The organism is Planosporangium thailandense (assembly GCF_011947195.1).
In the GTDB taxonomy this organism is placed as follows: domain Bacteria; phylum Actinomycetota; class Actinomycetes; order Mycobacteriales; family Micromonosporaceae; genus Planosporangium; species Planosporangium thailandense.
This window is the reverse complement of the sequence record NZ_JAATVY010000022.1, coordinates 12835-25025: the sequence shown is the minus strand read 5'-3', so window position 1 is coordinate 25025 and position 12191 is coordinate 12835. Positions and strand designations below refer to the sequence as shown.

Genomic DNA, 12191 nt, shown 5'->3' with positions numbered 1-12191 from the left:
GGGTGGCCGGGCGGCGCCCGTCACCGCCGACGGGCAAAGAAGTCGAGCAGCAGCGCCGCGCACTCGGATTCGAGCACGCCGGCGTAGACCTCGGGCCGGTGGGTGAGCCGGCGGTCGCGGACGACGTCCCACAGGGACCCTACGGCACCCGTCTTCGGCTCCCACGCGCCGAAGACCAGCGTGCTGACCCGCGCCAGGACCAGCGCGCCGGCACACATCGTGCACGGTTCGAGGGTGACGACGAGCGTGCACCCGTCCAGGCGCCAGCCGTCGCCGACGACGGCCGCGGCCCGGCGCATCGCGACGATCTCGGCGTGCGCGGTCGGGTCGCCGGTGAGCTCACGCTCGTTACGACCGGTTGCGAGCTCCCGCCCGTCCGGCCCGTACAGGACCGCGCCGATCGGTACATCGTCGGCGTCGGCCGGCGACGTCGCCGCGCTACCGGGCGGTGGGGCGTCGCCGGCAACCTCGATCGCCCGCCGCATCCAGGACTCGTACCGGGCGCGGCGCCCGGCGACCATCGCGGGCTGGCTCACCCTTCGCGCAGCTCCTCCATGTCGTCGCCGCACCCGATCAGCTGGCACACCTCGGCCGTGACGTCGGAAGGCAGGGTGCCGTCCCGGCCGCACAGCTCGAGCAGCCGATGGCCGGACACGCCGAGATCAGCCAGCAGCTCGGGGTCGCCGACCGGTTCGAAGTCGGTCTGGACCGGACGGGTACCTTCGTCGCCGGCGCTGTCGCCCCGCTGGGCGCCGGCGCCGACGGCCACGCTCTCGAGGTCGATGGCCGGCTCCTCGACGTCGCCGAGCAGCAGCGCACCCAGCCTGGACTCCTCGGCGAAGACCTTGTCGGAGCCGAAGACCCGCAGGTCCTCGCCGTCGTCGAGGCGAAGGATCACCAGGTAGGTCTCGTCGGACTCCACGAACAGCAGTGACACCTGCGCCTCAGGGTCGACCTCGCGCATCAGGTCGGCCACCTCTTCGATGTCGGCGACCCCGGACAGGTCCGTTTCGGTCACCGTCCAGCCATCGGAGCCGCGGACGGCGGCGGCAGCGAAGTAAGACACGGTACCCCCGGTTGACTCGTCGGTGCTGCGGGAACCCGATGAGAAACAACGATGTCCCCAGAAAGCGGCCGCTAGCGAGAATATGCAGCCGTCGGGTCCGCTTCCCGCTGGGTCCGGCCTGACACCCCGGCGTGTCGCGCCTGCGAGTGACCGCATCGCTCGTCGGGTGACCGCCCGGGCCGGCTACCCGACGAGGCGCCGGCGCTTGGCGATGAGTTGCCGCAGTCGATCGGCCCGCATGCGCGGCGGCTGCACCGGGTCGTGCACCGCCTTCGCCTCGGCCCGCTCGGCGAGAATCCGGAGCCGACGACGGCGCCGGTCGGGGTCAAGCCGTTGCAGCGTCAAAGCCATACGGCCGAGAGTGAAGGCCGGCGGTCCATCCGTCAAGACGGGGTACCTTCCGCAATCAGCCCGGCACGGGAGGCTATCGGCATCGGCACTCTTCGCCGCCGCGCCGGCACGATCCGCCCCGGCCTCCCGATCGACGAACGGGTGCGCTCACCACAGCAGCCAGTCACCCGCCGCCCAGCGGACCGCCACCACGATCGTGGCGATCGCGAGGCCGACGGCGACGGACACCGCGATCCCGACCGCGGCGCCACGGTCGCCCATCCGGACGAGCACCAGCGCGACCAGCCAGGCCGCGAGCCCGGCCAGGATCGTGATCCACGCATAGCCGCCGGCGTTGGAGGCCAGCAGGCCGAACAGCATCATCCACAACCCGCCACCGAGCATCCCCAGGGCGACGGAGCCGCCACGGACCGGGAACGGCTCGCGGAAGGTCGGGCGCGGCGGCCCCGACGAGAACAGCCCGGACGTTGCCCGCATCGCCGGCGCGGCCGGCGGCCGGGCGGGCTGCCCGCCGGTACGCGGGGTGGCCAGGGTGTCAGGTGGCCAGCCCGACGTACCCGGCCGCGCCGGGGCCGACGGCCAATCCGGCTGTTGCGGGGGCACGGACGCCGGCGGTGTCCACTGCGGCCGGGCGGGCGGACCCTCCGGAGCGCCGCCCGCCCCGGGCGGCGCCCACGGTGACGGCCGGCCCGTGTTCGGGCCGGCCGCAGTCTCGTTACCCCCGCTGTCCACCACGTCGCAGCCTATCGTCGCGGCGGCCGGAACAGGCAGCCGGAACAAGCGACCGGAACATGCAGCCGGAACGGGCAGCCGGAACGGGCAGCGGGAGCGGGCCCGCGACCGGGAAGCCGGGCATCGACATCTGCTGGCAGGATGGGCCGGTGCCGAGCCGTTTCCTTCGCGTACTCGCCGGTGGCCTGCTCCTGGCCGCGGCGGCGGGTGGCTGCGGCGTCTCGAACGGTCACACCGAAATCGGGCTCCGCGGGCCGAGCGCGTCGCCGGGCGGCTCGCCGAGCCTCACGCCGACCCCGGCGCCGAGCGTCGCGGGCTCCGCCGCCCCGGCACCGTCCACGCCGGCCGAGGTGCGCCGGGTGTTCCCGGTGGGCGCACGTGCCAGCTACGGCCACACCCACCACGACTATCCGGCGACCGACATCTTCGCCGCCTGCGGTTCGCCGGTACGCGCCGCCGTGAGCGGCATCGTGCTCGAAGTCAGCCGGGTGGACCGGTTCGACCCCGCTCAGCCGGCCGGCGAGGACAAGGGCGGGCTGTCGGTGTCGATCGCCGGTGACGACGGCGTCCGCTACTACGGCTCGCACCTGTCGTCGATCGCCGCCGGTATCGACGCCGGCGTCCGGGTCACCGCCGGGACGCAGCTCGGCACGGTCGGGCACACCGGCAACGCCAGCAACGTCTGTCACCTGCATTTCGGCCTGTCGCCGATCTGTCTGCGCACCGGCGACTGGTGGGTACGCCGCGGCGTGATCTACCCGTGGAAGTACCTGGACTCCTGGCAGGCCGGCGGCAACCTGTCCCCGGTCGACGAGGTCGGCACCTGGCAGCACGAGCACGGCTGCCCTACCGCGCCGACGCCCGGCACACGGTGAGCGCAGCGCGCCCTCACCTGCCGGCGGCCGCCGGGAGGGGCCGGCGCACCCGCTCACGCAGCAGGATCCACAGCGCCTCGACGCCGTCCTTCCAGGTGATCTTCTTGCCCTCTTCCCGGGTGCGGGCGCGGTAGCTGATCGGAAGCTCGTACGGCCGGTAGCCGTTGCGTAACAGCTTGCCGGTCACCTCGGCCTCCATGCCGAAGCCCTTGGACCTGATCTGAAGCGCGCGGTACAGGTCCAGCGGCATCAGTTTGAAACAGGTCTCCAGATCGCCGATGTAGCAGTTGAAGAGCACGTTCGCGGCGGTGGTCACGCCCTTGTTGCCCATCACGTACCAGAACGAGAACGAACTGTGGCCGCCGAAGGTCCGATTTCCGTAGACGACCGTGGCGCGCCCGTCGAGCACGGGGGCGAGCAGACGGGGGATGTCCTGCGGGTCGTACTCGAGGTCGGCGTCCAGAATGATCAGGTAGTCCCCGGTGGCGTGCGCGACCGCCGTCTTGATCGCGGCGCCCTTGCCCTGGTTGCGTTCGTGCAGGACCACCCGCAGCCGGGGGTCGTCGGCGCGGTCGAGGATCTCCCGGGTGCGGTCTCTGCTCCCGTCGTCGACGACGACCATCTCGATCTCGCAGGGGTATTCGACGTTCAGAGCCTGTTTGAGTGCCTCCGGCAGGCGCGCCTCCTCGTTGTACACCGGCATGAGGATGGACAGCTTCACGGCACACACTCCGAGACGTTGAGAGAACGGACGCAAGCCTACGTTCGCCGCGGTCCGCGGGTAACTCTCGCACAAGCACAGCCCTCGGGCCTGCCATCCGGCCGGACCGACCCCGCTCGATCGGTCGAACGACCACGCCAGCCAGGGCCTCGACGAGCATTCGCCAGTGTCTCAGATCCCGGCAACGGGCGGGGGCCGATGCTCACGCCGGGCGGTACGCGCCCAGCCCCTCGCCCCGGTCCAGCCGGACCACCCGCTGATCGGTGACGATCGCGGTGACCAGCGAATGCGGGGTCACGTCGAATGCGGGGTTGACCGCGTCAGCGTCTCCCGGCGCGCAGGCCGCGCCCAACAGCGACGTGACCTCCGCCGCGCCCCGGTCCTCGATCTCGACCGCGTCACCCGACGGCGTGTCCAGGTCGACCGTCGACTCGGGCGCCACCACGACGAACGGGATGCCGGCGGCCCGGGCGCCGAGCGCATGGGCGTACGTTCCGACCTTGTTGACCACGTCGCCGTTGGCGCAGATCCGGTCGGCGCCCAGGATCACCGCGTCGACCTCACCGCGAGCCATCAGGAACGGACCGGCGCCGTCGACGGCCACCCGGTACGGGATGCCGGCCCGGCCCAGCTCCCAAGCGGTCAGCCGCGCGCCCTGCAGCAGCGGGCGGGTCTCGCTGGCCACCATGCCGGCGAGCGCGCGCCGCCGGTGCAGCTCGAACGCGACCGCGAGCGCGGTGCCGCCCGTCACCGTCGCCAGCGCTCCGGTGTTGCAGTGGGTCAGCAGCCGGGGCCGCTCCCCGCACAGCGACGCGATCAGATCCGCGCCGAGCCGGCCCATCCGCTCGGCGCTGGCGATCTCCTCGTCGCGGATGCGCAGCGCTTCGGCGAGGACGGCTTCCGGGCCGTCCGGCAGCCGGCCGGCGACCCGCCGCACGCAGCGGGCCAGGTTGACCGCGGTCGGCCGGGCGGTGCGGATCAGCTCGACAGCGTCGGCCAGCCCGTCCGGGTCGTCGGCGAACTGCCGAGCGGCCAGCGCGACTCCGAGGCCGCCGGCCACCCCGATCGCGGGGGCGCCCCGGACCGCGAGGCGGCGTACCGCGGCGACCAGTTCCTCTACGGTGGACAGCCGGAGGATCCGCGTCGTGTCGGGCAGCGCGGTCTGATCGATGATCTCGACCGCGCCGTCGACCCAGTCGATGGTCCGCATCGGCTCAGCCTAGCCAGGCCGATTCCGGTCACGGAGCGTCCGGCACGGCCCCTGCCCGGTCGGCGGCGGTCGCGACCGTCTCCTCCGCGCCGACCGTCTCCTCCGCGCCGACCGTCTCCTCCGCGCCGACGACCGAGGTCACCACGCCCAGCTCACGCAGGCGTACCTGCAGGTCGGCCACGCCCGTCCCACCGTCGATCGCCGCCGCCACGAGCGGGCCCAGGCCCAGCGGCGAACCGTCCCGCCCGACCAGGGTGGCCCGCTGCGACCACGAGTGCTGCCAGCGCCCGGTGCCCGCCCGCTCCACGGCTACGCCGAGCGCGCTCTCCAGCGCCGACCTGAGCGCCTCGGCACTGGCGACGGGGCCGAGGATCTCGCCGGGGCGCAGCGCGGAACCGAGTTCGCCACCCCGGCCGGTCTCGATCAGGGACAGTACGGTGCCCAGGTCGCTGCGCGGCACATCGGCGATCCGGGCGGCCATCCGGTAGAGCACGTCGGCTTGCCGCTGACGAATCATCCGCATGGCCTGGCCCGTGTACTCCTCGGACGGCACCCGGACGCGGTCGCCGAAGTCGAACGCGGTCCGCTCGACCGCCTCGAGCAGCTCCGGCAGGACCGGTACAAGGGCCTCCGCCGGGCGGTGGTCGCCGCTGTCGGGCACGGTGGGCTCCCGCTCGATCATCGCTACCCGGGTGGCGATCGGCGGGTGCGAGTCCCACCGCGAGTACTTCTCGTCGGGCGCCTTCCCGCGCAGCTCAGCCAGCTCGTCACCGCGCGCGGCGAGCATCCGGCCGAAGCCGCCCAGGACGTCGGTCGGGGCGTAACCCGAGTCGAGGCCCCAGCCGACATAGTTGTTGAGGTAGAAGCCCCACGCGGCGTTGAGTACCGGCAGCTCGCGGAGAGCGGTGGCGGTCGCGCCGCTGCCGGCCACCCGGACGGCGGCCCGGTCGGCCTCGAGCTCCATACGCCGGCTGACCGCGAGCGAGACCAGGAAGTACAGCCGCGCGTACAGGCCGAAGATCCGACCGGCCAGGCTCTTGGGGCCGACCTGCACGACGGTGTGCACGATGGCCGCCTGACCCCGGTAGGTCAGGGCGCCCAGCCGGGTGTGGCTGTGGGAGTAGTGGCCGAGTTCGTGGGCGAGCACGGCCCGTATCTGGTCGACGGTGAGCGCCTGCAGCAGCGGGACCCCGATGTAGAGGTAGCGCCGGCCGGCCCGCAGGCCGAGCAGCCGGGCGTCCTCGGTGACGGCCGCGTTCACCTCGGCGACCAGCCGGATCTCGTCGGGTACCCGGGTCTGCACGGCCCCGGCCAGCTCGCGCACGGCCGTCCACAGTTCCGGCGCCTGCCGCTCGTCGATCACCACCCCGTCGGGTCGCTGCGGCCGGGTGGTGACCACCTTCCACAGTGCCGACACGATCCCGACCGCGATGGCGATGACCAGGAAGCTCAGCTTGCCGGCGGCGACGCCCGAGTGCTCGTGCCACAGCCACACCGTGATCCAGCCGAGCGCGGCGACCAGGCCGAAGGCGAGGACATAGAAGCCGGCGAGCAGGACGGCCGACACCGCCGCGCGCACTGTGGTGACCATACCGGTTCCTCTTCCCGTAGCACCGTCGAGCGACCTTAATCGTCGTGATCATCGATGTCTCTCCTCCGGATGTACGACGACCCGGCGGTCGGGGGCATTAGCCTCGGCTGCATGGCCGACCGTGACCCGATCGAGGACCTGCGTCGCATCGCGTTCCTGCTGGAGCGCGCCCACGAGGCGACGTACCGGGTGAAGGCGTTCCGGACGGCGGCGGCCGCGCTCGCCGCGCTGCCCGCCGACGAGATCGCGCGGCGCAGCGCCGCCGATACCCTCACCGCACTGCCCGGGGTGGGCGAGGTGACCGCCCGGTGCGTGGCCGAGTCGCTGGCCGGCGAGGAGCCGGTCTACCTGCGCCGCCTGCTCGACACCGAGGGCACCGACCTCGACGAGGCGACTGCCGCGCTGCGGAACGCGCTGCGCGGTGACTGCCACAGCCACTCCGACTGGTCCGACGGCGGCTCGCCGATCGAGGAGATGGCGCTCGCCGCGGTCGAGCTGGGCCACGAGTACCTGGTCCTGACCGACCACTCCCCGCGCCTGACGGTGGCGCGCGGCCTGTCAGCCGACCGGCTGCGCGAGCAGTTGGACGTCGTCGCCTCGCTCAACGACAAGCTGAGCGAGCTGGCCGCGCAGGGCGCCATCAAGCCGTTCCGGCTGCTCACCGGGATCGAGGTCGACATCCTGGAGGACGGTTCGCTCGACCAGTCCGACGACCTGCTGGCCCGCCTGGACGTGGTGGTGGCGTCGGTGCACAGCAAGCTGCGCGCCGAGTCCGCCGTGATGACCCGGCGGATGGTGACGGCGCTGGCCAATCCGCACATGGACATCCTCGGGCACTGCACGGGCCGGCTGGTCACTGGCAGGAAGGCGACCGGCCAGAACAAGCGTCCCGAGAGCACGTTCGACGTGGATGCCGTGTTCAGCGCCGCCGTCGAGTACGACAAGGCGATCGAGATCAACAGTCGTCCGGAGCGGCTCGACCCACCCAAGCGCCTGCTGCGGCGGGCGTACGAGCTCGGCTGCCGGTTCAGCATCGACACCGACGCACACGCGCCCGGACAGCTGGACTGGCTGCCGTACGGCTGCGCCCGCGCGGTCGCGTGCGGCGTCGGCCCGGACCGCATCGTCAACACGATGCCCGCCGAAGGGCTGCTGGAGTGGACCGCCTCCCACGAATGATCGCGTCGGTCTCCGCTCGGGAGATCCCGCGGTTGACCCTGCGGCCGACCCTCGGGCGCCTCGGGCGGCCCGCTTTCGGTGCGCCCGGCGCTCGGACGGTCAACTAGGGTCACAGACGTGGACCGTGTAAACGACATTGCCGACCGCTATGTGGACGAGTGGGCGTCGCTGGACCCGACCGGCGCGACACACGCCGGCATCGCCGGCCATGACGACCGGATGACCGACCTTTCCCCCGACGGGTACGCGGCCCTCGCCGACCTCGACCGGCGCACGCTGGCCCGGCTCGACGCGGCCGAACCGGCCGACGAGCGCGAACGCGTGGCCAAGGAGGCGATGCAGGAGCGGCTGGGCCGGTCGCTGGCGCTCTACGACGCCGGCGACGTCACCAGCGCGGTCAACGTGATCTCGAGCGGCCTGCACTACGTACGCGGTGTCTTCGATCTGATGCCGACCGCGGGCGAGGAGGCCGCCGCCAACATCGCCGCCCGGATGGCGGCCGTTCCGGCCGCCCTGGCGCAGTGGCGGCAGACGCTGCTCGACTCGGCCGGCCGGGGCTACGTGGCGTCCCGTCAGCAGATGATCGAGGTCGCCAAGCAGGCCGAGATCTGGACCGACCCGGCTGGCGACAACTTCTACGCGGCCCTGGCCGAGCGGGCCGGCACCGGAGTGGGCGACGCGCTGCGGGCCGACCTTTCGCGCGCCGCCGGCCGCGCCCGCGAAGCGACCCTGGAGACCGGCCGGTTCCTGCGCGACGAACTGGCGTCACGCGGACGCGAGCAGCAGGCGGTCGGCCCCGAGCGGTACGCGCGGGCGATCGGGTACTTCCTCGGCGCCGACGTCGACGTGCACGAGGCGTACGCGTGGGGCTTCGAGGAGCTGGCCCGGCTGGAAGCGGAGATGCGCCAGGTCGCCGACAAGATCGTGCCCGGCGGGTCCGTCGACGACGCGGTCGCCGCGCTCGACGCCGATCCCGCGCGCAGCATCGCCGGCAAGGAGGCCTTCCGCGCCTGGATGCAGGAGCTGGCCGATCGCGCCATCCACGAGCTGCACGGCGCGCACTTCGACATTCCGGAGCAGGTACGCCGCATCGAGTGCTGCCTCGCGCCCACCTCGGACGGCTCCATCTACTACACGGGCCCGAGTGAGGACTTCTCGCGCCCGGGTCGCATGTGGTGGGCGGTGCCGCTGGGCATCGACACGTTCTCGACCTGGCGGGAGGTGACCACGGTTTACCACGAGGGCGTGCCGGGTCACCACCTGCAGGTGGGTCAGACTGCGGCCCGGTCGGAACTGCTCAACCGGTGGCAGCGGCTGCTGTGCTGGTGCTCGGGCCACGGCGAGGGCTGGGCGCTGTACGCCGAGCGCCTCATGGACGAGCTGGGCTATCTGGCCGATCCGGGAGACAAGCTCGGCATGCTCGACGGCCAGGCGTTCCGGGCGGCCCGGGTCATCGTCGACATCGGGATGCACCTGGAGTTGGAGATCCCGCGCGACAACCCGTTCGGCTTCCACCCCGGTGAGCGGTGGACGCCGGTGCTGGGCTGGGAGTTCATGCGGGCGCACTGCCGGGTGCCCGACGAGAACCTGCGCTTCGAGGTCAACCGTTACCTCGGCTGGGCCGGTCAGGCGCCGTCGTACAAGCTCGGTGAGCGGATCTGGCTGCAGGCGCGTGATGAGGCCCGGGCCCGCAAGGGCGCCGACTTCGACCTCCGTACCTTCCACCGCGACGCGCTGAACCTCGGCTCGCTCGGCCTCGCCCCGCTCAAGGCGGCGCTCGCGCGCGTGTAGCCGGCGCGACCGCGCGTACCGCCGGTGGCGGTACCCAGCAGGTAGTGACCGGCCGGTCCGGGGGCCGGCCGGTCACAGCTCCTGGATCTGCATCGCCTTCGCGGTCAAGATGTCGGAGTGCACGAACGCCAGCTCGAGCGTGACGTTCTCGAACGTGATCTCGGGGAACGCGATCGGGGGCAGCGGCGGCGGCGAGTCGGGCGTGAAGGTCAGGGTCGTGAGCGGTTGCAGGATGTCGGGCACCCCGATCGGGATGGGAATCACCGGCAGCGTGACGTGGGTCAGCGTGCCGGTGAACTTGCTCGTGTAGAACGTCACCACGTTCTGCTCGCGCTGAATCGTCAGCTCCGAACTGGTGATCTGCGTGGTCTTGCCCGCCTTCTCCGAGACCTTGAGGGTGAAGGGGGTCGTCACGGCGCTCGTCATCGTGAACTTGAGGACCTTCTTGGTGCCGCCGCTCGTGGGCAGATCGACGATGCCTTCGTACTTGAAGTCGTGCATGACCTGCGTCGCGCCGGTGATCAGTCCCGGCTGCAGGGCGGCCGGCGGCTGTCCGGGCTCCACCGCGGCGATCGTGAGCTGTGGACAGGGGGCCGTGGACGCCGACGTCGACGGTGTGGCGGACGCTTGAGGGCGGTTCGGCGCCGCCGACGCGCTCCGCGGTGCAGGGGCCGAAGCATCGGGAGACTTCCCCCCGCCGCTCGGCGCGGCGCTCGGGCCGGGAACCGCGCTCGCTGACGGCGCCACGGAGGGATCGGGGGTGGCCGGGGCAGCCGGGGTGGCGGAGGTACCGGCGCCGAAGAGCTTCTTGACGCCGCCGACCAGGCCGTCCCAGAGGTCGGTCAGCGGGTTGCCGCTCTTGGCGGCCGGTGCGGCCGACGCGGTCGGGCCCGGCGCCACGGCGTCCCCGGCGCCGCTCTGGGGCGCCGCGTTCTGGCCGCCCTGTGGCGCGGCGGCCGGTGCGCCGGCCGGGACGGCCGGCTGGTTACCCGGCGCGGCCGAGTTGTTGCCCGACGCGCCCGGCTTGTTGCCCGACGTGCCCGGCTTGTTGCCGGCCGCGGCGCCGGGCCGCGCCGTCGCCTGCCCAGACGCCGTGGCCGCCGACGTGGACGCGCTCGGCACCGGGCAGGGCGCGGCGTACGCCGGCGTGGTCCGGTGCACGACGGCCACCAGGGTGGCGGCGATCGTCACCGGCACGAGGGTGATCGCCAGCATCCGGGTGTGGCTGCCACCCGAGTTCGTACCGAAGGGCGGCTCCTCCTGCTGCGCCGGTTGCCCGGCCGGCTCGGAGCCCCACCAGCGCTCGGGGTCCTGCACGTGCCGCGGAATCTCGGCCGTCTCGTCCATGGCGGGGGCGCCCGCGTACGGCTGGGGGTGCCCGTACCCCGGCCGCGGTGCGGCTTCGCCGAGGCCGGCGGCCTGCGGGCCGGCGGCCTGCGGGCCGGCGGCCTGCGGGCCGGCGGCCTGCGGGCCGGCGGCGTAATCGGTGCCCTCCGCGTCGACGTCGCCGTCAACGGTGGGGGTCGCAGTGACAACCGGCGACCAGGCGATGGTCAACGCGCCGCCGACGATGCCCAGCAGCAGGCCGAACAGGAAGCCGCCGAGGTTGAGCCCGATCAGGGAGTACACGGCGACGAGCGAGCCGACGACGCCGTAGAACAGGCGCAGGTGTGGCGTTACCAGGGCGCCGCCACCGCAGAGCAGCAGCATCGCCGGGATCACGTACGACAGGAAGCCGGTCGGTCCGACGTGGACCTGCATCGCGCCGAGGTCGAGATTGCTGCTGAGGAACAGTTCGATGCCGGACAGAATCAACAACAGGCCGCCCGAGAAGGGCCGCTCCCGACGCCAGGTCGAGAACTTCTGCCAGGCGCCGGCGCGGTTGCCCGGCTGCGGCGTGTGTGCGCTTGGCACGTACTCCTCCAGCATTCGACGATCAGGACGCACGACGTGGGCGAGGCCCGCGGACGACAGGTGCCGCGGGCCTCACGCCGTCCGTCAGAAGCACTGCTCCGCGTTGTCTCCCAGGCTGAGGTACAGGTGCAGCCCGTTGAGCGTGAAGGTGCCGGCATGGGTCCCGAGCGCGACCTGCTTGAGGTGTTCGATGTGGACGGTGGCGGCCGACTGGCCGAACATGCCGTTCAGTGCCGGGCTCCTGGTGAGGTCACCGGCGTCCTGACCGATGTTGATGTCGCCGAAGGTCGCGTCGCCCTTCAGGTCCGTCATGTCGATCGCGAGGTTGGACGCCGTGACTGGGTGCTTGGGATCCTGGCCCGCGCGAATGATCACGCTGACCGGAACCCCGTCCGGCTTGACCGACTGACACAGGTTGGTCAGCGTCGCGTTGCCGATGACCGACGACGCTACGTAGGCCGTGCGCGTCGATCCGTCATGGTTCTTGGCGGTCACCTGGCCGCCGTACTGGATGAACTGCTGGCCGTCGAGCGCGTCGGCCGAGACCTTGAACGGCTGACCCGACACGGTGAACTGGGCGGCGATGGCGCCGTTGGCCATGCCGAACACGATGGCGCCAGCGGCTGCGGCGGCCGGGATTACGACGGCTGCGAATCGCCGCCATCTGATGCGGCCCCGCACCGGGCCGCCCTGTGCATCCTTCACGGAGTTCCTCCTCGCGAGCAGTGCCACCGGCGTGACCGCGGGGGGATGCGGTTGGG

Annotated in this window: 12 protein-coding genes; 3 read left to right on the top strand and 9 right to left on the bottom strand. The window is 72.4% G+C overall.

What is annotated here, in order from left to right:
- Nucleotides 1–20: 20 nt before the first annotated feature.
- The 4 genes from HC031_RS24290 to HC031_RS34880 form a co-directional block, all read right to left on the bottom strand.
- Nucleotides 21–521: a nucleoside deaminase gene (locus HC031_RS24290; RefSeq protein WP_167927788.1), complete on the bottom strand. Its 501-nt coding sequence runs from the start codon at nt 519–521 to the stop codon at nt 21–23.
- A gap of 11 nt (nt 522–532) precedes the next feature.
- Nucleotides 533–1066 (bottom strand): tRNA adenosine deaminase-associated protein, encoded by a 534-nt coding sequence (locus HC031_RS24285; protein ID WP_167927727.1) that lies wholly within the window; start codon nt 1064–1066, stop codon nt 533–535.
- A gap of 183 nt (nt 1067–1249) precedes the next feature.
- On the bottom strand, nt 1250–1417 hold the full coding sequence (locus tag HC031_RS24280) for a hypothetical protein (protein ID WP_167927726.1): 168 nt from the start codon (nt 1415–1417) through the stop codon (nt 1250–1252).
- 147 nt (nt 1418–1564) lie between these two features.
- The gene (locus HC031_RS34880; protein WP_240942896.1) at nt 1565–2149 is read right to left on the bottom strand and encodes a hypothetical protein; all 585 of its coding nucleotides are present in this window, start codon (nt 2147–2149) and stop codon (nt 1565–1567) included.
- A gap of 149 nt (nt 2150–2298) precedes the next feature.
- Between HC031_RS34880 and HC031_RS24270 the strand changes: the two genes are divergently transcribed.
- The gene (locus HC031_RS24270) at nt 2299–3024 is read left to right on the top strand and encodes a M23 family metallopeptidase (protein WP_338090811.1); all 726 of its coding nucleotides are present in this window, start codon (nt 2299–2301) and stop codon (nt 3022–3024) included.
- A gap of 13 nt (nt 3025–3037) precedes the next feature.
- On the opposite strand, the gene HC031_RS24265 is transcribed toward HC031_RS24270, so the two are convergent.
- From HC031_RS24265 to HC031_RS24255, 3 genes are all read right to left on the bottom strand, one after another.
- Nucleotides 3038–3745 (bottom strand): glycosyltransferase, encoded by a 708-nt coding sequence (locus HC031_RS24265; RefSeq protein WP_167927724.1) that lies wholly within the window; start codon nt 3743–3745, stop codon nt 3038–3040.
- A 202-nt stretch (nt 3746–3947) separates the two neighbouring features.
- Complete coding sequence (gene mtnA / locus HC031_RS24260; protein WP_167927723.1) at nt 3948–4955, bottom strand: S-methyl-5-thioribose-1-phosphate isomerase; 1008 nt, start codon at nt 4953–4955, stop codon at nt 3948–3950.
- 28 nt (nt 4956–4983) lie between these two features.
- Nucleotides 4984–6546, bottom strand: a complete 1563-nt coding sequence (locus HC031_RS24255; RefSeq protein ID WP_167927722.1) for a M48 family metallopeptidase — start codon at nt 6544–6546, stop codon at nt 4984–4986.
- A 111-nt stretch (nt 6547–6657) separates the two neighbouring features.
- On the opposite strand from HC031_RS24255, the gene HC031_RS24250 reads away from it, so the two are divergent.
- Nucleotides 6658–7725 carry a PHP domain-containing protein gene (locus HC031_RS24250; RefSeq protein ID WP_167927721.1) on the top strand — a complete coding sequence of 356 codons (1068 nt, stop codon included), beginning with the start codon at nt 6658–6660 and terminating at the stop codon, nt 7723–7725.
- Between the two features lie 117 nt (nt 7726–7842).
- Nucleotides 7843–9516 carry a DUF885 family protein gene (locus tag HC031_RS24245; RefSeq protein ID WP_167927720.1) on the top strand — a complete coding sequence of 558 codons (1674 nt, stop codon included), beginning with the start codon at nt 7843–7845 and terminating at the stop codon, nt 9514–9516.
- Between the two features lie 72 nt (nt 9517–9588).
- Here HC031_RS24245 and HC031_RS24240 read toward each other — a convergent pair whose 3' ends face one another.
- Together HC031_RS24240 and HC031_RS24235 are read right to left on the bottom strand one after the other, a co-directional pair.
- Nucleotides 9589–11430: a DUF6114 domain-containing protein gene (locus HC031_RS24240; RefSeq protein ID WP_167927719.1), complete on the bottom strand. Its 1842-nt coding sequence runs from the start codon at nt 11428–11430 to the stop codon at nt 9589–9591.
- 84 nt (nt 11431–11514) lie between these two features.
- Nucleotides 11515–12135, bottom strand: a complete 621-nt coding sequence (locus tag HC031_RS24235; RefSeq protein ID WP_167927718.1) for a DUF6230 family protein — start codon at nt 12133–12135, stop codon at nt 11515–11517.
- Nucleotides 12136–12191 lie beyond the last annotated feature (56 nt).

Excerpts from the sequence above, each read along its gene's own strand:
- HC031_RS24280 (WP_167927726.1), bottom strand. The coding sequence starts at position 1,417 with ATGGCTTTGACGCTGCAACGGCTTGACCCCGACCGGCGCCGTCGTCGG.
- HC031_RS24250 (WP_167927721.1), top strand. The coding sequence starts at position 6,658 with ATGGCCGACCGTGACCCGATCGAGGACCTGCGTCGCATCGCGTTCCTG.
- HC031_RS24255 (WP_167927722.1), bottom strand. The coding sequence starts at position 6,546 with ATGGTCACCACAGTGCGCGCGGCGGTGTCGGCCGTCCTGCTCGCCGGC.
- HC031_RS24290 (WP_167927788.1), bottom strand. The coding sequence starts at position 521 with ATGGTCGCCGGGCGCCGCGCCCGGTACGAGTCCTGGATGCGGCGGGCG.
- mtnA (WP_167927723.1), bottom strand. The coding sequence starts at position 4,955 with ATGCGGACCATCGACTGGGTCGACGGCGCGGTCGAGATCATCGATCAG.